The sequence below is a fragment of the Nocardia sp. NPDC059177 genome, from assembly GCF_042755165.1.
In the GTDB taxonomy this organism is placed as follows: domain Bacteria; phylum Actinomycetota; class Actinomycetes; order Mycobacteriales; family Mycobacteriaceae; genus Nocardia.
In genome coordinates this window covers 152,137-172,022 of record NZ_JBHZBX010000015.1, presented here as the reverse complement: position 1 = coordinate 172,022, position 19,886 = coordinate 152,137, and the positions used below count along the sequence as shown (strand labels likewise).

Sequence of the window (19,886 nt, the reverse complement as noted above, 5' to 3'; positions counted from 1 at the left end):
TGGATCGTGGAGCAAACCATCGCCTTGCTCCATCAGTACCGTCGCTTGGCCATCCGATGGGAACGTCGTACCGACATCCACTACGGGTTCATGAACCTTGGTGCGGCACTGATCTGTTGGCGACGCCTCAGCAATCGAACTTGATAGGAGCTCTTAGGAGAACCTCATGAGCTGGACCGGAGACCCGGTATGGCTGGCCGACGTGCTGCGCGAGGCCGGCCTCGACGTGATCGAACACGACGGCTGGCGCGACCGCGGTCACGGCGACTTCCGTGACATTCGCGGCGTGTTGTGCCACCACACCGCCGGTGGCGGCGCCAACGACTGGCGCATCGTCCAGAACGGCCGTGTCGACCTGCCCGGCCCGTTGGCCCAGCTGGTCCTCGAACGCGACGGCACCTTCCGCGTGATCGCCGCCGGCGTCTGCTGGCACGCGGGCCGCGGCTCCTGGCCCGGCTGGCCCACCAACAACGCCAACTACCACGTGATCGGCATCGAAGCCGTTTCCCGTGGCGACGGAACCGACTGGACCCCAGCCCAACTCGACGCCTACAAGCGCGGCTGCGCGGCCATCCTGGCCCGGATCGGCCGCTCCGCCGAGGACTGCGTGGCCCATCGCGAGTACTCGAGCGAAGGAAAAATCGACCCCGCCGGTATCGACATGGACGAATTCCGTTCCGAGGTACAGGCATTCATCGACGGAGAGGACGCCCCGATGAGCGCATCCGAAGTCACCCAGATCCAGGATTTCATCACCGCTTTCTGCGGCCCGATCAGCACCGACGTCAAAGACATCCGAGAACAGCTGTGCGGTAGCCAGCAGCGCGATGTGGGCATGTACGGCGGCTGGGACCAGCTCGACGGCATGACCGTCGTCGACGCCCTGGCCGACATCCTGGACCGCCTCAAGGCCCTCGAAGCCACCCCACCCGCACTCCAGGAAAGGGGGTGAATCCCATGCTTCCCGTCCTTCTCCAGCTGCTCGAGCTGGCACTGCTGCTCGCGCCGGTAGTCCTGCCACTGCTCGGCATCTGACGAGCACGGGGCTTTACTGCCTCAACTGCGCCACACCAACCGCCTACGTCCGGCCCGAAGGACCGGGCTCTTCTCATGCCCAAGCTCGGGAGGCACAACACAATGTCCGGCATGGAAATCATCGGTTCGGCTGACTTCGGCTCCACCGAAGCGCTGTCGCCAGAGTTCGTTCCCAACAGCCTCGACCATAACGAGGTTTGCCAAGCAATGAATGGTCGGTGGACCGTATCCCATCCGCGGGGCCTGGAATCCAAGGTCGCCACGCAGACTGATGCCTGCGCTGCGCCCATTGATCAGTTGCAGGTGGGAATCAGATGCACACGGCGGAGCAACAGACCTGGTAGCGACCACTGATGTCCCTGAATGCACAAACCTATGTATTTACTGCGGAGCGATACGCGTGGCTTCAGTCCATCAGCCTGAATCCGCAGGCAGTCAGGAATTCCGGCAACATATCCCAACAACGTACCTACGACTATTTCGGGATGACTCCAGCGTCGGCTGCTCGGAAGATTCAGCGACTCGATACAGTCAGGGCGCTGGAAACTGGGAATTCCGCCTCTCGGGAATTGGTTGAAATCGCCAGTATCGATCCAGGGATTGTCACGCCATCGGATGAATTTCCGGGTGACAATATGCCGGAAGTGCCCGATTCGAATATCCCACCCGGATACCATCACGAGCCGACCAAGCCAAACGAGGACGGCAACATGACGTTGCCTTACAACATCGTTCCGGATCAACCTCCAGGTGGTCCGGACGGCGGCAGCGATGATCCTGGCCGTGGGCCGGGAAACTCGTCACCGAGAAATGGAGCCGACGTTGGGCCCGAGGGAATGCAACCAGGCACCGAGACCGGTGAGCCGAGAATCCAGTACGACGACGAGGGTGACTGGGACGAACGATATCCGCATGGGGATCCAGAGCAGGTTCCTTCGGAACATACGTTGCCCGACCCAACCCTTCCGGACTACCCAGAGCACCAGCAAGCCCAGCAAAATAATCCGGAAACAACGTCGCCGTACGATGACCTGAATCGCCAGGTTGCTCCCTCAACTACCCCACCGGGATCAGTATCGCCAGGCTACTCGGACATGGTGCCGGAAGTAGAGGCGCCTGAAACTACTCAAGATCCGGCCGCTGATCCCGCGCCAGAAACCGAGCGATCGATTGGGGAACCAGGCTTCCTGGAGAGCCTTATCCCGGTGTGGGGGTCGGCACGGCAAGCGATAAATGATTTCCAGAACGGACGGTGGGTCTGGGGCACGATCAATGCGCTTTTAGCGATCAGTGATCTGTTTCTGATAAAGAGTCTAGGCACTGCCGCGGCCAAGATCTTCCTCAAGCTGGGAAAGCCGTTGCTTGCAGAGGTGGGGGCACTCGGAAATAGAGTCAAAAGCGCTTTCGATGACCTCCTTGATTTCCTTCCCTGGCGAAAGCCGAAAAAGCAGCCTCCAAAACTCCAGGATCCCGCATTCGAGCACGGTGCGCTTGGAGATGACTTCGCGCCAGGAGTGCATGATCCCAGCTCGGCGATGGATCTGAATGAGAGAGCTGCGGCCGAGCTGCTGGAGGATATGGGTTGGCGGGTTGACGCGCGGCCGACCGACAATGGACTTTCTGGTAAGAAGAACCCGGATTTTATGGTCAGGAAGTCGCCCGAAGAGTGGCTGGTGAATGACCGGGCTGTGCTCAGTGCAGGTCCGCGCTGGTCGGGACGACGACGGCGTAGACGTCCGCGAGTGTAGCGAGGGCGCCGGCGTGGAGTTGGGTGGCGGAGACTTCGCCCAGGGGGCGGGTGGCGCAGGCGTTGGCGACGACGGTGGGTTTGTTGCCGCGGAGGAAGGCGCCTTCGGTGGTGAAGGTGACGCACATGTGGGTCATGAAGCCGGCGATCACGACCGATTCGTTGCCCGCGGCGTCGACGAGGTCGCCGAGGTCGGTGCCGACGAAGGCGTTGGGGACGGTTTTGACGACTACCTTTTCGTCGGGCGTGGGGGCTACGGCGGGGTGGATGCGGCCGATGTCGGCGGTGATGTCGTAGGGGGTGTCCTTGCCGCCGTCGTTGATGACATGGATGACTGTCGCGCCGGATTCCCTTGCCGCGGTGAGTAGTTCGGCGGCGGAATCGAGAGCGGGTTGCCAGCCGGTGAGTTCCATGACGCCCTGGGTGTAGGTGTTCTGGTAGTCGATGAGGATCAGGGTTGAGTCGGCCAGGGTGGCGGGGGTTTCGTCGAAGCCGTTGAGCTGGCGCAGGGTCGTGGAGGTCATGGCTCCCACGCTAGGCAGGCGCGGTGATGTCGGCAATGTCATGTAACCTGCAGATTCGGACATGGAGGTGGAATGGTGGATCGGCTGGTGGTGATCGTGCTGTTCGACCGGGTCGACCTGCTCGATGTGACGGGGCCGCCGGAGGTGTTCTCGCTGTTGCGGCGGGAGATGGGCGAGCCGACCGGGTACCAGGTGGTGCTGGCCTCGGCCACGATGGATCCGGTGACCACCTCGGCGGGGGTGCGGGTGCTGCCCGATATCACCTTCGAGGAACTGGCCGGGCGGCCGATCGATACGGTCGTGGTGCCCGGAGCGGTGGAGGTCGACGCCTCCGGCCGGGTGCGGGCGGTCGTCGAGCCCGGCGTGGTGGTGGCGGTGTCCGCGATGGCGGGCCGCGCGCGGCGGGTGGCGTCGGTCTGCGTCGGGGCGCATGTGCTCGCGGCGGCGGGGCTCCTCGACGGTAAGCGCGCGACCACGCATTGGTCGACCGCCCGGCAACTCGCGGCGGAGCATCCCCGGGTCGAGGTCGATGCCGACCCGATCTACATCCGCGCGGGAAATGTGTGGACCGGGGCCGGGCTCACCGCCTGCCTGGATCTCACCTTGGCGCTGGTGGCCGAGGATTTCGGCGACGAGCCCGCGCTGCGGGTGGCCAGGCAGCTCGTGATGTATCTGAAGCGGCCGAGCGGGCAGAGCCAGTTCAGTGTTTCGCTCGATCCGGTGTCGACCACACGGCGGATAGACGACCTGCGCCACTACATCGCCGCCCATCTCGCCGAGCCGCTCACGATCGCCGAGCTGGCCGCGCACGCGCACGTCGGCGAGCGCCAGCTCACCCGGGTCTTTCGCACCGAATTGGGAATGACGCCGGCCGCCTACGTCGAATCCGCGCGTGTCGAGGCGGCACGGCATCGGCTGGAGTCGACCGACGAGACATTGCAGCGGATCGCCACCGCGTGTGGGTTCAATACCGTCGACACCCTCGCCCGGGCATTTCGCCGCACGCTCGATACCACGCCGGCCGAGTACCGGAATCGCTTCCGGATCGGATAGGCCACGGGTTGGCCTGATCACCGGGCGGGGCAGCGAGACCGAGGCGCTGACTGGTTCGTAGGGTATGGGTGTTGAGTTGAGCGGCAGAGGGTTTGGGGTGTAGCGGCGTGGATGAACTGCAGTGGCCTGTGTGGGTGGTTACGACTATGTTGTCGGGTTTGACCGGGGTTATGCGGTTGCTGGTGAGTGGTTCTGGTTCTTGACCGGGCCTGTCTTGCCCCCTTTTCTCGGTCTGCCACGGGTATCGCCTTGTTGTTAGACATCTTGTGCGACGGAACTTCGTGGCAAATCTGAACGATGAGGGGTTCACAATGAGCAAGATTCGTGTCTTCGGTGTGGCGATGGCGGCGGCCGCGAGCATTTCGGTGCTCGGTGCCGGGGCGGCGTTCGCGGAGGAGCCCAGCACGGGCTCGGCCGATGCGATCCTGGCCGGGCTGGGTAGTGGGACGGCGGAGGAGCCGGCCACGGTGGCCGAAGAGCCCGCGGCCGGTTCGCTCGAAGGGCTGGATCTGGAGGCACTGCTCGCGCTGCTGAGCAGTGGTTCCGCCGAAGCCGAGCCGGTGGCCGAGGAGCCCGCTGCCGGGTCGTTGGAAGGGCTGGATCTGGCCGCGCTGCTGGCCCAGCTGACCAGCGGTTCGGGCGACGCGGCCGAGTAGCACCTGAACGTGGCGCGGGCTCCGCGACCGAGCCACGCGCCGCCCGGTGCCCGCCGGCCGCACCGGCGGGCGCCGCGTCGTTGTCCGTCCGCGCAGTGGGATTTCGACACTGCGCGGGCGGATTTCGCTGTCAACGGGTGGTGAGTCCGAGCTCGGTGAGCTAGAGGTACCAGGCGTCGGTGTGCCACCAGGTCGGAGCGGACGTCGGCGACGTCCAGTCGCAAGCAGCCGTTATCGCGTAGGAATGAGGCGGTAGAGCCACCAGGGCCGGGTGGGGAAGGCGGGATCGTAGATGCGCAGCAGCATGCGGCGTTCCAGCCCGGTGCTGCGTTCGCGGACCCGCAGGTATCTGCGGGCGACGTCCTGCGCGCTGATCTCGGCCGCCCACACCGGATCCCAGTCGGGCGAGACACTGCACGCCTCGGTGATCGCGCTGACTCGCTGCGAGGACGCCAGCGGCGCGAGCATCCGGAACGCGTGCACCATCAACGCCGCTTCGTTCGCCCAGTCGAGGTGGGCCTTCTTCGCCGCAGGGTTCAGGAACATCCACTCCAGCATGTTGACTCCGGCGCCGAGGCCAGGGAACAGGCGCTGGTAGTCGCCGTTGGCGGCGAGCATATCCAGCGTGGGGAAGCGCAGGTAGCAGGCCGGATGGGTGAGGCTGGCCAGGTCGGACAGGTCCTCGGCGGTCGGTGTCGCGGGCACCGGCCCGGAGTCGACCGCGGGCAGACCGAGCACCAGAATGTGCTTGCGATACCAGAGCGGTACTTCGAGACTGTCGAAAAGTCGCTGCAGCATAGCGGGATTGGGCACCAGCGTGCCCGACTCGATCTGGCTGATCAGCAGCGGTGCCATCTGCGCCCGCATCGCCAGCTCCGACCGCGCCAGCCCAGCCGCCATCCGCCGCTCCCGCAAATACACACTGAGCGCCGTACTGTCACCCATCCTGCACCCCCGAGCCTCACCCCGACCGACGGTAGAACCCAGGGTACGCCCGGAAGATCACCAAGAAACGACAAACGGCCCGGAGTCGAAACTCCGGGCCGTTCACCTGATCTCGCGAGAACATGGGTAACTCACCGGGAACCGGCTAACTCCCCACGCACCTCCCCGCCGGCCGCGTACCCGGCAGCAGACTCACCTGAGTCCGGCCAAAATACGCGGAGAGGCGGAACAGCCTAGAAGGCGGCTTCGTCCAGGTCCATGATGTCGTTGTCCAGGTTGGCCAGGATGGCGCGGGTCGCGGTCAGCTCCGGCAGGACGTTGCGGGCGAAGAACTGCGCCGAGGCGACCTTGCCGGTGTAGAAGGCGACGTCGGAGCCGGTGGCGCCGTTGTCCAGGGCCGCGAGGGCGATCTCGGCCTGCTGCAGCAGCTGCCAGCCGATGAACAGGTCGCCGACCGCCATCAGGAAACGGACCGAACCCAGGCCGACCTTGTACAGCTCGGTCGGCTGCTCCTGGGCGCCCATCAGGTGGCCGGTCAGGGTGGCGGCCATGGTCTGCACGTCCTCGAGCGCGGTGGCGAGCAGCTTGCGCTCACCCTTGATGCGCTCGTTGGCCGAGTCGGCGTCGATGAACTTCTGGATCTGGCCTGCCACGTGGGCCAGGGCCACACCGCGGTCGCGGGCGATCTTGCGGAAGAAGAAGTCCTGCGCCTGGATGGCGGTGGTGCCCTCGTAGAGCGAGTCGATCTTGGCGTCGCGGATGTACTGCTCGATCGGGTAGTCCTGCAGGAAGCCGGAGCCACCGAAGGTCTGCAGCGAATCGGTCAGGTACTGGTAGGCGCGCTCGGAGCCGACACCCTTGACGATCGGCAGCAGCAGGTCGTTCACGCGGAACGCGACGTCCTTGTCCGCACCCGAGACAGCCTCGGCGATCTCCGGGTTCTGGTGCGCGGCGGTGTAGAGGTAGATCGCGCGCAGGCCCTCGGCGTAAGCCTTCTGGGTGGCCAGCGAACGACGCACGTCCGGGTGGTGGGTGATGGTCACGCGAGGCGCGGACTTGTCGGTCATCTGGGTGAGGTCGGCACCCTGGACGCGGGTCTTGGCGTACTCCAGCGCGTTCAGGTAACCGGTCGACAGGGTCGCGATGGCCTTGGTGCCGACCATCATGCGGGCGTTCTCGATGACGTCGAACATCTGCGCGATGCCGTTGTGCACCTCGCCGACCAGCCAGCCCTTGGCGGGCACGCCGTGGCCGCCGAAGGTGACCTCACAGGTGGCCGAGGCCTTGATGCCCATCTTGTGCTCGACGTTGGTGACGAACACGCCGTTGCGATCGCCGAGGGTCTCGGTCTCGAAGTCGAAGTGGGTCTTCGGCACGTAGAACAGCGACAGACCCTTGGTGCCCGGGCCTGCGCCCTCGGGGCGAGCCAGCACCAGGTGCATGATGTTCTCGAACATGTCGTCGGAGTCACCCGAGGTGATGAAGCGCTTCACACCCTCGATGTGCCAGGTGCCGTCGTCCTGCTTGATCGCCTTGGTGCGACCGGCGCCGACATCGGAACCGGCGTCCGGCTCGGTCAGCACCATGGTGGCGCCCCAGTTGCGCTGGGCGATCTTGGCGGCCCAGCCCTTCTGCTCGTCGGTGCCGTTGTTGAAGAACACCTGGGCGAAGCCGGCGCCCGCGGCGTACATCTGGATCGGCGGGTTGGCGCCGAGCACCATCTCCGACAGGGCCCAGGTGATGGCGGAGGGAGCGTTCAGGCCGCCCAGTTCCTCGACCACGCCGACCTTGGCCCATTCGCCGTCCTCGAGCGCCTTGTAGGACTTCTTGAACGACTCCGGGATGGACACGGTATGGGTGTTCGGGTCGAACACGGGCGGGTTGCGGTCCGCGTCGGCGAACGAGTCGGCCAGCGGGCCTTCGGCCAGGCGGCGGACCTCGGAGAGCATCTCCTTGACGGTGTCGGTGTCGAGATCACCGAAGGTGCCCGCGTCCAGCAGCTTGTCGATGCCGAGGACCTCGAAGAGGTTGAACTCGAGGTCGCGGACGTTTGCCTTGTAATGGCCCATGTTGAGTACTCACTCTCCATTGAGTTCTGGTGCGGTCGGTTGTGCGCCGTTCCCGCCCGTTGTGACGTCCACCGGGTAGCCTTACCGGTTTTCCGCATGCTACTCGCGGGTAACTTATTGACCATATTACCGGTGGGTAATGCCCACGGCAAAGGGGCTGACGGCAATGTGACGTGAAAAACACGCACGGCTGCGGAGACGTTGCTCGCCGCCGGCGCGGGGCTACCGTGAGGTGTGCGCATCCAGACGTCAGCGGGACCGGCCGAGATCGAGCTCGACGAGGTCGCCGAACCGGCCTTCCTGCTCGTGCTCACCCACGGCGCCGGTGGCGGAGTCGAGGCGAAAGACCTGCTCGCGGTGCGGGATTCAGCGCTCGAAGCCGGTGCGACGGTGGCCCGGGTGATACAGCCGTACCGCGTCGCAGGCCGCCGCGCGCCGGGCAACGCGGACAAGCAGGACGAGGCCTGGCTCGAGCTCGTGGCCGTCCTGCGCGCGCGTTTTCCCGGTTTGCCGCTCGTTCAGGGCGGCCGCAGCAACGGCGCCCGTGTCGCCTGCCGGACCGCTGTAGAGGTGGGCGCGCGCGGCGTGATCGCCCTGTCGTTCCCGCTTCATCCCCCCGGCAAGCCGGAGAAGACCCGCCGCGACGAGCTGTTGGCGACCGGCGACATCGAGGTCGTTGTCGTCAACGGCGGCAGCGACCCGTTCGGAGTGCCCGATCCGGCCGACGCCGCCGAGGTGGTGGTCATCCCGAAGCAGGCCCACGCCTTCCGTACCGGCTTCGACACCATCGCCCAGACCGCCGCCACCTGGTTCGCGCGCTGGCGCTGAGCTGGTCGGTTGATCACTAGGCCATGGCGTAGGCAACGGCCGAGAAGGTTTCTACGTCATGGCCTGGTGATCTTGAAATCAGGAGGGTTCCGGAAGGGGGCGTTCGGCGACGACGAGGGCGTCGATGGCGTCGGGGCCTTCGGTGGGGCGCAGGACTTCGTGGGCGATGCGGACGGTGATGTCGGTGCGGTCGAGTTCGGCGACGATGTCCTGGGGGGTGAACAGGATGGCGGGGTCCTGGGGGCCGCCGTAGCCGTCGGCCAGGTTGCGGGTGTCGTGGCCGAGGACCAGGAGCACGCCGCCGGGGGAGAGCAGGCCGGCGAGTTCGCGCAGCAGGGTGCCGCGCTGGTCGACGGGCAGGTGGACGAAGACCATGAGGATCAGTTCGAACGGGCCGGTGATGTCGGCGGCGGCGAGTTCGGTGATGTCGGCGGTCTGCCAGTGCACGCGGTTGCGCACCGAGCGGGACAGCCGGGCGGCGACGGTGCGGCCCTTGTCGATGCCGACCTGGGAGAAGTCGACCGCGGTGACCTGCCAGCCGTGGGTGGCGAGCCAGAGCGCGTGCCTGCCTTCGCCGCAGGCCAGGTCCAACGCGCGGGGGAGTTCGGGTGGGGTGCCGCCGGGTTCGTCGGGGATCAGCGTGATCCGCCGGTCGAGCCCGTAGACATGTTCGACGACAACACTGTTCGGCGGTGCGCCCCAAACCAGCTCACTACGCGCATATCGCGCATCCCATTCCGCCGCGTCCATGAGTCCGAGTGTAGGACCCACCCCCACCGCCCACGCCGTTCTCGGCCCGCGCACCTGGACACCGACCCCGCCGATATCCCTGTTCTCGGCCCGCCCGTCGTCTCTGGACTGACCGGAGGGAGGGAAGAGGCGGCGGTTAAGGGCCGAGAACTGCGGCGCCAGCCGCTTATGTCAAAGCGTGGTTCGCATCAGGACCACGTTGTACTGGGAGTGGATGGTTGTCATGAAGTAGAGGTCGCGGCCGGTTTGGTAGGGGAAGATCGACGGTGCGTAGGCGGTGGGCAGTTCGCGGGCGTCGATCAGGACTTCCGGCGCGCTCCACGGACCTTCCGGCGAGGACGCGCGGCGCATGACCACCGAGTTGAACGGGTCGGTGGTGAGGGAGATGAACTGGCCGAGGTACTCGTTGTACATCACCGACAGTTCGCCGACGCCGCCCATGATCGGGGCCGCGGCGTTCACGTCGTTGAGCTTCCAGCCGCTGCCGTCCCAGTATTCGTAGGCGGCGAGGTTCTCGATCTCGGCCTCGGGGACGCGGGCGACGAAGGCGTCGTTGTTGCGGCCGGAGCGAGTGCCGTATTCGTAGATGAAGCCGCCGTCTTTCAGGAAGGCGTTCATCTGGAAGTTTGCGTTGCCGCCCTCGTCGGGACGGCGGGTGTGGCCGAGGTCGGCCCAGGTCTCGCCGTTGTCGGCGGAGGCGGCCAGGCCGGAGAAGTTGGTGGTCCATTCGCCGGGGGCGTCCCAGGTCTTCACCGACATCAGCGACATGTACTGCACGCCGTTGGCCGAGATGCCCGCGGTGGGGATGCGGCTGATCTCCAGGAACGGGATCTTCGGACTGGGGATGAGGTCGCGCGCCTGGCCGACGACATCGCGCACCACGCTGTCGAAGTACACGCCGTTGGCCGGGTTCTTGCTGTGGCTGCGGACCAGGATGTTGGACCGCCAGGCCCAGGTGCTGCCTGCGAGCAGGTTGGGGAAACCGATGCCCGCGGTGTCGCCGAAGGCGGTGAGCATTTCGCCGCGCCCGTTGTCCCACATGATGCCCAGGTCGGTGCCGAGGACGTTGTAGTTCTGGGTGTTGTTCGGGCTCGCCATGCCCGTGACCTGGAAAACCGCCTGGGTGCGGCCGTGCAGAACGGGTAGGCCGTGGGTGCCGTTGAGCACCGGAATCGGGTTGATCGCGTTCGGATTTGCCACGGCGGGACTCGCCCCGCTCACCAGCAGGGCCGTCGCCCCCGCGAGCGCTGACAGCATGATGGAACCGGTCTTGATCACGATCGTCGACAGCCTCCGGGTCGCGCCGAAACCTTCGCACGCCGCAGGCATACCTGTGTCACGTACCACATTTCGACTGGTTGGCGAATCGCAGCGATGCTAACAGGCGATTCGCGTGACGTCTGGCACATCTACCTTGTGAGTCGATACCGGGAAACCGGCGATAGCTTGTCAGTCGCTACGCGGAAGTGCCTTACGCAGCAACAATGGCAATTGGGCCGCGCGCTCGGCGGCGAAGCTCGCGCGGGAATTCCGTTGCCAGGAGCGGTCGAAGAGGCGTTTGGCGGCGGCGACGGCGTGGCGATCGCGTGCGGCGATCCGGTCGGCGATGGCCTCGGCGGCGGCGAGCGGGTCGGCGGCGACCTCGGTGATCAGGCCGATCCGGTGCGCGTGCGCGGCATCGACGGGGTCGGCGGTCATGGTCAGCAACAGGGCCTGGTCGATGCCGATGAGCTGCGACAACGATGATGTGCCCGACATGTCCGGTATCAGGCCGTGCGCCGTCTCCATCACCGAGAACTCGGCGTCGGGGGTGGCGATGCGGACGTCGGCGGCCAGGGCGAGCTGGAGGCCGCCGCCGTAGCAGCGGCCGTGGACCGCGGCGATCACCGGCACGTCCAGGCGGCGCCAGGCCCAGCAGGCTTCCTGGAAGGTGTTGGTGCCGCGCCACGGCCGGGGCAGGAACTCGGTGACGATAGCGAGTGGATTGCGGGTGGCCGCCGCGATATCGAGTCCGCTACAGAAACTCGGCCCGTTTCCGGTGACGATGACCGCGCGGGTTGCCTTGTGCTGGTCTACTTTTCGGGCCACCGAAATGAGGTCACGCAGCATTTCCACGGTGAGGCCGTTGTGTTTGCTGGGCCGGTTCAAGGCGATATATGCGCGATCGCTGTCGAAGCGCACGGTGATGTGGTCTCCCATGCAGCTATCTTACTCAGGAGTCAGTTACGTGGTCTGGCACTCCGGCCGATGGTGCGGCATGATCCACACGGCCGCGCATCGGCCGATGCGGGCCGATCGAGAGGACTCGAGAGTGCGGATCTGTTTTGTCGCCGCGGCGTTGATCGCCATGCCACTGCTGGCAGCCTGCGGAAGCGGCGACGACGCCCCGGCGGTGACCCAGGCTGAACTGTCGAAGTCATTGCAGGACAAGGGCTTGAAGAACCAGGCGCTGGCCGACTGCGCGGCGAAGGTCTTCCTCGAGTCAGGGATGTCGCAGGACGGGCTGCGGGTGATGGTCTCCGACGAGAAGGCAGGCGATCCGGCCGACCTGCTCGGCGAGGACGACACCGCCAAGGTCAGCGCCGCGCAGTCGAAGATCGCCGCGGACTGCGTGCAGCTGGGCGGCTGACCGCGCGTATCGATCGCGCCGATTCAAACCCTCGTCGGGCCACCGCGCCGGTGATGTACTGGAAGCGCCCGAACGAGCCGGACCCGCCATGACCGCGCAGCCGGGGCCACGGCTGGGCAGCGGGATCGCCCCCTCGTCGGCCGTGCGGGTGGCACGGACACTGTGCTACCTCGCCGACCAGACCTACGCCGAGGGCGGCGCCATCGAGACCTACGCGCGCCGCTTGGCGCCGGTCGTCGCTGCCCTCACCGATCTACCCGCGGAAGTGAATCATGCGTGAACTCCTCGACTTTCCCGCCGACGGCAACGGCCTGCGCCGCGCCTTCGCCAACTTCCCCAGCGGGGTCGTCGCGGTGTGCGCCGAGATCGACGGCACCCCACACGGTTTGGCGGTGAGCACCTTCGTCCCCGTCTCCCTCGACCCGCCACTGGTCTCGTTCTGCGTCCAGAACTCCTCGTCGACCTGGCCGAAACTGGCCGGCGCGAGCCACCTGGGCCTGAGCCTGCTCGGCACCGACCAGCAAGCCGCCGCCAAGGCCCTCGGCGCCCGCGACGGCGACCGCTTCCGCGGAACCGCCCTACACCGCGGCACCGGCGAAGCGGTCCTCATCGACGGCGCCACCGCCTGGATCGAAGGCGTCCCGGAAACCCACGTCCCCGCCGGCGACCACCTCGTCGTCATCCTCCGCGTGCACCGCATAGCCGCCCGCGAAGACGCCGACCCCCTCGTCTTCCACGCCAGCAAATTCCGCACCCTGCACGCAGGCTGACCCCGCCCGCCTGATCTCGCGAGAACATGGGTAACTCACCGGGCACGGGCTGAAGAAACCAAGTAGCCCACCGCCGGCCGCCCACAAAAAAACTCCCCGCGTCTAGGTCTGGCCAAAATACGCGGAGAGGCGGAACAGAGCCGATGACGGGAATCGAACCCGCGCTGTCTGCTTGGGAAGCAGAAGTTCTACCATTGAACTACATCGGCAGTGCGCTGGTGAGCGCGTTCGCGACTCTATCAGACGGCCGGTGATGGCGGTCAACTCTCGGCGCGGTGGGGTGGATTTCCGCTATCGGTCGGCAAATCCGATCTAGAGTGCGGATACCGGGTCTTCGTGGTCGGATCGATCTTCCGGCGTGCGGGAACCGGGCCTGCCGTGGGTTCCGCGGCGCGACAGTTTCCCGGTTCGATGGTTCGCACCCGGTGTGCTGGGGTCGCCTCGTCCGGACGAGGAAAGGCTGACTCGATGAAGCGTGTGGTGTTCGTTTCGGTGATCGCGGCGCTGGCGGTGCTGGGGGCGGGGTGCTCCGACGATTCCGGGTCGACGACGGAGACAACGAGTACGACCTCGACGACAACCAGCGCGACGACTACCACCACGGCGCACGACGAGGGGCACGGTGAGCCGGGCCATGTGCACACGACCCAGCCGGGGCCGAGCATGATGCCGAATCCGAACGGGGACGGGACCTGGGTGCCGTGTGAGGGCACGATCTGCACGAATCCGAACCACGGCGGCGGCGATCCCACCTCGACGAGCATGATGCCGAATCCGAACGGGGACGGGACCTGGGTGCCGTGTGAAGGAACGATCTGCACCAATCCCAATCACGGCGGCGGCGACCCGACTCCCGCTCCGACGAGCATGATGCCGAACCCGAACGGCGACGGTTCGCAGGTGCCCTGTGAGGGGACGATCTGCACCAATCCCAATCACGGCGGCGGTGACCCGGAGACCTCGGCGCCCGCCCCGAGCGGCGACGGCGGCCCGACCCAGTAGGCCGGCGCGTGGCGGCCGCCCGGGGGTGGGGGCGGCCTACCAGCGGCATCGCCTGCCTAGACTGGGCGCGTGCTGCTCTCCGATCGTGACATCAGAGCCGAGATCGCCGCGGGGCGGCTCGGTGTCGAACCGATGCTCGAGTCGATGGTTCAGCCGTCGAGTATCGACGTACGGCTCGACGGGCTGTTCCGCGTGTTCGACAACAGTCGCTACACCCACATCGATCCGGCGCTCCAGCAGGACGAGCTGACCAGCCTGGTCGAACCGAAGCCGGGCGAACCGTTCGTGCTGCATCCGGGTGAGTTCGTGCTCGGGTCGACTCTCGAGGTGTGCACGCTGCCCGACGATCTGGCCGGGCGGCTGGAGGGCAAGTCCAGCCTGGGCAGGCTCGGGCTGCTCACCCATTCGACCGCCGGGTTCATCGACCCGGGGTTCAGTGGGCACATCACGCTGGAATTGTCGAACGTGGCGAACCTGCCGATCACGCTGTGGCCGGGGATGAAGATCGGCCAGCTGTGCCTGATCCGGCTGAGCAGCCCGGCCGAGCACCCGTACGGCAGTGCCGCGGCGGGCTCGAAGTACCAGGGTCAGCGTGGGCCGACGCCGTCGCGTTCGTATCTCAACTTCCCGTTGCCCGACGCCTCGCTCAGCGCCGTCGAAACCCGCTGAGGCCCCACTTCCAGGGCGAGCCGCAGCAGCTGCGACAGCGGCGGCAGCACGTCGTCACGGGTCGGCGGGCGCACCCAGTGACAGCCCTCGCGGCTCCACCGGCCCAGGCTGGTCGGCAGCATGACCGCGCTGCCGGTGCCGGGGATGTCGATATCGAGGCCGGACAGTTCGGCGGCCATCTCCGGCGCCGGCCTGGCATCGGGTTCGGCGAGCAGGCTCCAGCGGATCTGGCGCGCGAGCACCGGCCCGGCCACGCGCTGTTCGCGCAGGATGGCGAACACTTTCTCGGCGCGCGCGGTCGGCAGGTGCACCACACAGAGCCGATCGGTGATCGGCAGCATCACGAAGCCGCCACGCTCGCGCACGGGTAGCCCGAATTCGCGCTGGTAGCAGCTCACCCAGTCATCGACAGTTCTGGCTTCCACGCTTTCAGCATGCGCGCGCGTACCCGCGCGCGACCACTGCCCCGCACCGCCCTTTCACTGCCTCAGACAACCGATTCCGGAAACTTGTGGCGTGTCTCACTGTCTCGCTCGTACTCTGGAGAAAGTTGTCCGTTCGGATGAGGTGACGCCGTGGTCGGGGAGTGGACAGGGAGAGAAGCTCGTGCTCTCCGCGATGCCAAGCGAATGAGCATCCGGGAGTTCGCGGCTCATCTCGGCGTGCACGAACGTCTGGTGTCGAAGTGGGAGGCGGGCGGGGCGCGGGTGCGTCCCCGGCCGGTGAATCAGGCCGCGCTCGATACGTCGCTGGCTCGCTCCGACGACGTTGTGCGCGCACGCTTCTCGACCCTGCTGGCGCCCGCGGGCGCCGATGCCGACCTGCTCGCATTCGTCGACGCCGGCGTGTCCAAAGGCGCAGTGCCCGAGGTGATGTCGGAGAAGGAGTTGATCATGGCGGCTGCGCACGAGGCCAGTGAGCACGCGGCCGCCGCGGAGAGCACCAATGTCGGTGCGACCACGTTGGCCCAGCTCGACGCCGACGTGCGACGTATCGCCAACGAATACGTCCATGCCGCACCGGCACCCATGATGGTGGAGATGCTGCGGGTGCGGCGGCGGGTGTACCGACTACTCGACGGGCAGCAGAAGCCGGTCGACACCAGTCATCTGTACTTACTGGCGGGCACCCTGTCGGGACTGTTGGCGAACGCGAGCACCGATCTCGGCTATCTCGACGCGGCGGGCGAACAGATCAGGGCCGCTTGGGCTTACGCGGAACTGAGCGGGCACAACGGGTTGCGCGCGTGGACCCGCGGCATGCACGCGCTGATCGAGAACTGGTCGGACCGGCCGCGCAACGCGGTCCAATTGGCCAGGAGCGGGCAGGAATTCGCCGCGCCCGGACTGCCGCGGGTGCGATTGCTCAATATCGAGGCCAGGGTGTGGGCGCGGCTGGGCAGCGATGCCGAGACCGATCGCTGCCTGCGCGCGGCCGAGACCGCCGTCAGCGATCGCAGCGACGAACTGCACGACGAGATCGGCGGCGTGTTCGGCTTCGGCCCCGCCAAGGCGGCCTACTACGCGGGCGCCACCTGCATCCAGCTGGGCCGCGCCGAGCAGGCGCTGGCCGCCACCGAACTGGCCATCACCCTCTACACCGGCGGCCCGCCGCTCCAGCGCTCCTACGGTGCCGAATCGCTGGCCCGCGTCGACAATGCCGCCGCGCACCTCATCAACGGCAGCATCGACGGCGCCGCCGACGCCCTGCGCCCGGTCCTCGACCTCCCCGAGGACCGCCGCATCGCCCAGCTCGGCGAACGTCTCACCGGTCTGCGCCGCCGCATCGCCGCCCCGAGCTACCGCGACGCCGTCGAGGCGCGCGGCCTGGACGAGCGGATCGAGGAGTTCTGCGTCGCGACCGCGGCCCCGCCCACCCGCCCATAGCGGGCGGAACGCGACACCTGAATACGCCGGGGCCATAACCAGTGGACCCTGCTTCTAACATGGGATGAGTGAGCCCCAACCAGTCGCCGCATGTGCCGCCGCGCGTTCTCGAGCAGTCGACCAAGCTGCAGAACGTGCTCTACGAGATCCGTGGACCGGTACACGCGCACGCGGCCCGGCTCGAGGCCGAGGGGCATCGCATCCTCAAGCTCAATATCGGCAATCCGGCGCCGTTCGGTTTCGAGGCGCCCGATGTGATCATGCGCGACATGATCGCCGCGCTGCCGGTCGCCCAGGGGTACTCCGAGTCCAAGGGCATCCTGTCGGCGCGGCGCGCGATCGTCACCCGCTACGAGCTGGTGCCCGGCTTCCCCGAGCTCGATGTCGACGACATCTACCTGGGCAACGGCGTCTCCGAGCTGATCACCATCACCATGCAGGCGCTGCTCGACAACGGCGACGAGGTGCTGATCCCGGCGCCGGACTACCCGCTGTGGACGGCCATGACCAGCCTCGCCGGTGGTACTCCGGTGCACTACCTGTGCGATGAGGGCAATGGCTGGCAGCCCGATATCGCCGATATCGAATCGAAGATCACCGCCAAGACCAAGGCGCTGCTGGTGATCAACCCGAACAACCCGACAGGTGCGGTGTACTCGGCGGAGGTGCTCCAGCAGCTCGTCGACCTGGCGCGCAAGCACCGGTTGCTGCTGCTGGCCGACGAGATCTACGACAAGATCCTCTACGACGACGCCAAGCACATCTCGCTGGCCTCGCTCGCGCCCGACCTGCTCTGCCTGACCTTCAACGGCCTGTCCAAGGCCTACCGGGTGGCGGGCTACCGCTCGGGCTGGCTGGCCATCACCGGTCCCAAGGACCATGCCGCCGGTTTCCTCGAGGGCATCGACCTGCTCGCCTCGACCCGGCTGTGCCCGAACGTGCCCGCCCAGCACGCCATCCAGGTGGCCCTGGGTGGCTACCAGAGCATCGAGGACCTGATCCTGCCCGGCGGCAGGCTGCTCGAGCAGCGCGATGTGGCCTATGGGCGGCTGAACATGATCCCGGGTGTGTCGTGTGTGAAGCCGCGCGGCGCGCTCTACGCCTTCCCGCGTCTGGATCCGAATGTGCACGAGATCCACGACGACGGGAAGCTGGTGCTCGATCTGCTGTTGCAGGAGAAGATCCTGATGGTGCAGGGCACCGGGTTCAACTGGCCGGCCAACGATCATCTGCGGATCGTGACGCTGCCGTGGGCGCGCGATCTGTCCGTGGCGATCGAGAGATTCGGCAACTTCCTGTCCAGTTACCGACAGTAGGGGCTCACCTGTCAGGGCTTTGACCTGTGAGTTTTGCGGGGTCTGGGCAACCTGGACATCTAGATAGATCGACCAAAACAGACTTCGGGTTCGGAATCGGCAAGGTTTTGAAGACTTACTAGTGCAAATGTCCAACTTTTGTGTACAGTAGTCCTCGGCGCTACGGCGCCCGGCCCGGTTGTCTACCCCCCCTGGACAACCGAGAGCCTCAGGTACGCGCGCCTACCCCCCTGGGCGCCTGCCTGCGGGCGGCGGAGACATCCCCCTGCTCTCCGCCGCCCCCACTCGTCCGCCTCCCCGCGATTCTGGGCCAGACTCAGGCGCGGGGAGGTTTTGTATTGCGGCCGGCGGTGAGGCTGGTGGGTGGGTTAGCCCGTTCCCGGTGAGTTACCCATGTTCTTGCGGGATCTGTGGAGTCGTTCTTGAAAACGACATCCTTTAAGGTTTTGGGCGTGAGCGATCATCATCACCACCACGATCATTCGGGGCCCATTGCTATCGGGGCTACGGCTGCCAAGGTCGTTGTCGGGCTGCTGGCTGTTATCGGGGTGGTGGTGCTGGTGGCCACGGTGATTCTGTGGCCGGCCGCGCAGCATGTCGAGATTCCGTTGCCGATGCAGACGGTGTCCGGGGAGGCGGTGCACACCGAGGCGGGGACCGTGGTGTTGCAGGACATCGGGGCCTGCGGGAGTCCCTCGCAGGGGAAGGTGTTCACCGATACGCCGGTGCCGCCGCGGGTGGCGGCCTACGAGTGTCAGCGCAGCATCATCGAGATCCGGTCGGGGCCGGACAAGGGGAGCAAGACGCTGTTCGAGATCGCGCCGGGGCCCGGGCAGCCGGATCTGCGGGCCGGTGACGAAATCCGGATCGTGCGGGCCGAAGACCCCAGCGGGACCACCATGTACGCGTTCGAGGACTACTCGCGCGGACTCCCGCTGACGCTGATCGTGCTCGCCTTCGTCGTCGTCATCTGCATCGTCGCGCGCTGGCGCGGCTTCCGGGCGCTGGTCGGACTCTGCTTCGCCTTCGGGGTGGTGGTGATCTTCCTGCTGCCCGCGCTGCTCGACGGCAAACCCGCCATCCCGGTCGCGCTCGTCTCCGGTGCGCTGATCCTCTACGTGGTGCTGTACCTGGCGCACGGGGTGAACCTGCGCACCAGCTCGGCGCTGCTCGGCACGCTCGCGTCCATGCTGGTGGCGGCCGCGCTGTCCTGGATCACCCTGGAAATCACCAATCTCACGGGCCTGTCCGAAGAACAGAACACCAACGTGGCCACCTATCTCGAGCACGTCAGCATCACCGGACTGCTGCTGGCCGGGTTCATCATCGGCTCCCTCGGCGTCCTCAACGACGTCACCATCACCCAGGCCTCTGCAGCCTTCGAACTCGCCGCACTCGACGAAGGCGCGTCGCGGCGCGAGATCTTCACCGCCGCCATGCGCGTCGGCCGCGACCACATCGCCAGCACCGTCTACACCCTGGTACTCGCCTACGCCGGCGGCGCACTCCCGCTGCTCCTGCTGTTCAGCGTCGCCGGCCGCTCGATCACCGATGTACTCACCGGCGACGCGGTAGCCATCGAAATCGCCCGCTCCTCAGTCGGCGGTATCGCGCTGGCCCTGTCGGTGCCGCTGACCACCGGCATCGCCGTACTACTGGCCCGCCCGTTCGGCGGCGACAAGCCCGAGGTCGCCCCCCAGCGCGCCCGGCACGCACGGCACTGATTACTGGTCTTCGGGTGACAGGCCGGGGCCTGTGGGGGTGACCGGCCTGGGAGGTACTGGCCGGCGGGGCGACTGGCTGGCGGGGTGGCTGGCTGGGGTGACTGCCCTGAGGTTGTCGGCCTGCTGGGTGACAGGCTTGGGGTGGCGCGCCAGTGGGGCGATTGGCCTGTGGGTGACTGGCCTGGGGCAGCCGGCCTGTGGGTGACTGGTCTGGGGTAGCCGGCCTGTGGGTGACTGGTCTGGGGTAGCCGGCCTGTGGGTGACTGGTCTGGGGTAGCCGGCC

21 protein-coding genes, 1 tRNA gene and 1 pseudogene are annotated in these 19,886 nt (G+C 66.7%); 15 read left to right on the top strand and 8 right to left on the bottom strand.

Features of this window, described 5'->3' with window-relative positions; genetic code table 11:
* The 4 genes and pseudogenes from ACFXK0_RS20100 to ACFXK0_RS20085 form a co-directional block, all read left to right on the top strand.
* Positions 1-144 (top strand): annotated as a pseudogene (locus ACFXK0_RS20100) (IS5/IS1182 family transposase); the annotation flags it as partial.
* Positions 145-166: 22 nt separating this feature from the next.
* The gene (locus ACFXK0_RS20095) at positions 167-952 is read left to right on the top strand and encodes an N-acetylmuramoyl-L-alanine amidase (protein ID WP_379412013.1); all 786 of its coding nucleotides are present in this window, start codon (positions 167-169) and stop codon (positions 950-952) included.
* Between the two features lie 194 nt (positions 953-1,146).
* Positions 1,147-1,389 carry a hypothetical protein gene (locus ACFXK0_RS20090; RefSeq protein WP_379412012.1) on the top strand — a complete coding sequence of 81 codons (243 nt, stop codon included), beginning with the start codon at positions 1,147-1,149 and terminating at the stop codon, positions 1,387-1,389.
* Positions 1,389-2,783 carry a hypothetical protein gene (locus ACFXK0_RS20085; RefSeq protein ID WP_379412011.1) on the top strand — a complete coding sequence of 465 codons (1,395 nt, stop codon included), beginning with the start codon at positions 1,389-1,391 and terminating at the stop codon, positions 2,781-2,783. The genes ACFXK0_RS20090 and ACFXK0_RS20085 overlap by 1 nt, the downstream gene beginning before the upstream one ends.
* On the opposite strand, the gene ACFXK0_RS20080 is transcribed toward ACFXK0_RS20085, so the two are convergent.
* Entirely contained in the window at positions 2,728-3,306 is a 579-nt protein-coding gene (locus ACFXK0_RS20080) for a cysteine hydrolase family protein (RefSeq protein WP_379412010.1), read from the bottom strand. The two genes, ACFXK0_RS20085 and ACFXK0_RS20080, sit on opposite strands and share 56 nt — an antisense overlap.
* 72 nt (positions 3,307-3,378) lie before the next feature.
* Here ACFXK0_RS20080 and ACFXK0_RS20075 point away from each other — a divergent pair, with 72 nt between their 5' ends.
* Both ACFXK0_RS20075 and ACFXK0_RS20070 read left to right on the top strand, forming a co-directional pair.
* Positions 3,379-4,359, top strand: a complete 981-nt coding sequence (locus tag ACFXK0_RS20075; RefSeq protein WP_379412009.1) for a GlxA family transcriptional regulator — start codon at positions 3,379-3,381, stop codon at positions 4,357-4,359.
* 311 nt (positions 4,360-4,670) lie between these two features.
* Positions 4,671-5,015 carry a hypothetical protein gene (locus tag ACFXK0_RS20070; protein ID WP_379412008.1) on the top strand — a complete coding sequence of 115 codons (345 nt, stop codon included), beginning with the start codon at positions 4,671-4,673 and terminating at the stop codon, positions 5,013-5,015.
* Positions 5,016-5,246: 231 nt separating this feature from the next.
* Here the strand turns inward: ACFXK0_RS20070 and ACFXK0_RS20065 are convergent, their stop codons facing one another.
* Together ACFXK0_RS20065 and ACFXK0_RS20060 are read right to left on the bottom strand one after the other, a co-directional pair.
* A complete protein-coding gene (locus ACFXK0_RS20065; protein WP_379412007.1) occupies positions 5,247-5,960 on the bottom strand; it encodes a helix-turn-helix domain-containing protein in 714 nt (237 codons plus the stop codon).
* A 233-nt stretch (positions 5,961-6,193) separates the two neighbouring features.
* Positions 6,194-8,029, bottom strand: a complete 1,836-nt coding sequence (locus ACFXK0_RS20060; RefSeq protein ID WP_379412006.1) for an acyl-CoA dehydrogenase — start codon at positions 8,027-8,029, stop codon at positions 6,194-6,196.
* A 234-nt stretch (positions 8,030-8,263) separates the two neighbouring features.
* Here ACFXK0_RS20060 and ACFXK0_RS20055 point away from each other — a divergent pair, with 234 nt between their 5' ends.
* Positions 8,264-8,857: an alpha/beta family hydrolase gene (locus ACFXK0_RS20055; protein ID WP_379412005.1), complete on the top strand. Its 594-nt coding sequence runs from the start codon at positions 8,264-8,266 to the stop codon at positions 8,855-8,857.
* A 78-nt stretch (positions 8,858-8,935) separates the two neighbouring features.
* Here ACFXK0_RS20055 and ACFXK0_RS20050 read toward each other — a convergent pair whose 3' ends face one another.
* From ACFXK0_RS20050 to ACFXK0_RS20040, 3 genes are all read right to left on the bottom strand, one after another.
* Complete coding sequence (locus ACFXK0_RS20050) at positions 8,936-9,607, bottom strand: class I SAM-dependent methyltransferase (protein WP_379412004.1); 672 nt, start codon at positions 9,605-9,607, stop codon at positions 8,936-8,938.
* A gap of 171 nt (positions 9,608-9,778) precedes the next feature.
* A complete protein-coding gene (locus ACFXK0_RS20045) occupies positions 9,779-10,864 on the bottom strand; it encodes a DUF4185 domain-containing protein (protein ID WP_379412023.1) in 1,086 nt (361 codons plus the stop codon).
* Positions 10,865-11,056: 192 nt separating this feature from the next.
* Positions 11,057-11,806 carry a crotonase/enoyl-CoA hydratase family protein gene (locus ACFXK0_RS20040; RefSeq protein WP_379412003.1) on the bottom strand — a complete coding sequence of 250 codons (750 nt, stop codon included), beginning with the start codon at positions 11,804-11,806 and terminating at the stop codon, positions 11,057-11,059.
* A gap of 112 nt (positions 11,807-11,918) precedes the next feature.
* Between ACFXK0_RS20040 and ACFXK0_RS20035 the strand changes: the two genes are divergently transcribed.
* The 3 genes from ACFXK0_RS20035 (at position 11,919) to ACFXK0_RS20025 (ending at position 13,006) form a co-directional block, all read left to right on the top strand.
* Positions 11,919-12,236 (top strand): hypothetical protein, encoded by a 318-nt coding sequence (locus tag ACFXK0_RS20035; RefSeq protein ID WP_379412002.1) that lies wholly within the window; start codon positions 11,919-11,921, stop codon positions 12,234-12,236.
* Between the two features lie 88 nt (positions 12,237-12,324).
* Positions 12,325-12,516, top strand: coding sequence for a hypothetical protein (locus ACFXK0_RS20030; protein WP_379412001.1), 192 nt, complete (start codon positions 12,325-12,327; stop codon positions 12,514-12,516).
* On the top strand, positions 12,509-13,006 hold the full coding sequence (locus ACFXK0_RS20025; protein ID WP_379412000.1) for a flavin reductase family protein: 498 nt from the start codon (positions 12,509-12,511) through the stop codon (positions 13,004-13,006). Before ACFXK0_RS20030 ends, ACFXK0_RS20025 begins: the two co-directional genes overlap by 8 nt.
* A 138-nt stretch (positions 13,007-13,144) precedes the next feature.
* Here the strand turns inward: ACFXK0_RS20025 and ACFXK0_RS20020 are convergent.
* Positions 13,145-13,215 (bottom strand) — tRNA-Gly (locus tag ACFXK0_RS20020).
* 259 nt (positions 13,216-13,474) lie between these two features.
* Between ACFXK0_RS20020 and ACFXK0_RS20015 the strand changes: the two genes are divergently transcribed.
* Both ACFXK0_RS20015 and dcd read left to right on the top strand, forming a co-directional pair.
* On the top strand, positions 13,475-14,008 hold the full coding sequence (locus ACFXK0_RS20015) for a hypothetical protein (RefSeq protein WP_379411999.1): 534 nt from the start codon (positions 13,475-13,477) through the stop codon (positions 14,006-14,008).
* A 69-nt stretch (positions 14,009-14,077) separates the two neighbouring features.
* The gene (gene dcd, locus ACFXK0_RS20010) at positions 14,078-14,677 is read left to right on the top strand and encodes a dCTP deaminase (RefSeq protein ID WP_379411998.1); all 600 of its coding nucleotides are present in this window, start codon (positions 14,078-14,080) and stop codon (positions 14,675-14,677) included.
* Here dcd and ACFXK0_RS20005 read toward each other — a convergent pair.
* Complete coding sequence (locus ACFXK0_RS20005; protein WP_379411997.1) at positions 14,596-15,102, bottom strand: hypothetical protein; 507 nt, start codon at positions 15,100-15,102, stop codon at positions 14,596-14,598. The two genes, dcd and ACFXK0_RS20005, sit on opposite strands and share 82 nt — an antisense overlap.
* Positions 15,103-15,306: 204 nt before the next feature.
* Between ACFXK0_RS20005 and ACFXK0_RS20000 the strand changes: the two genes are divergently transcribed.
* The 3 genes from ACFXK0_RS20000 (at position 15,307) to ACFXK0_RS19990 (ending at position 19,603) form a co-directional block, all read left to right on the top strand.
* Positions 15,307-16,563, top strand: coding sequence for a helix-turn-helix domain-containing protein (locus ACFXK0_RS20000; RefSeq protein ID WP_379411996.1), 1,257 nt, complete (start codon positions 15,307-15,309; stop codon positions 16,561-16,563).
* A 68-nt stretch (positions 16,564-16,631) separates the two neighbouring features.
* Entirely contained in the window at positions 16,632-17,879 is a 1,248-nt protein-coding gene (locus ACFXK0_RS19995; protein ID WP_379411995.1) for a pyridoxal phosphate-dependent aminotransferase, read from the top strand.
* Between the two features lie 452 nt (positions 17,880-18,331).
* Positions 18,332-19,603, top strand: coding sequence for a YibE/F family protein (locus ACFXK0_RS19990; RefSeq protein ID WP_379411994.1), 1,272 nt, complete (start codon positions 18,332-18,334; stop codon positions 19,601-19,603).
* Positions 19,604-19,886 lie beyond the last annotated feature (283 nt).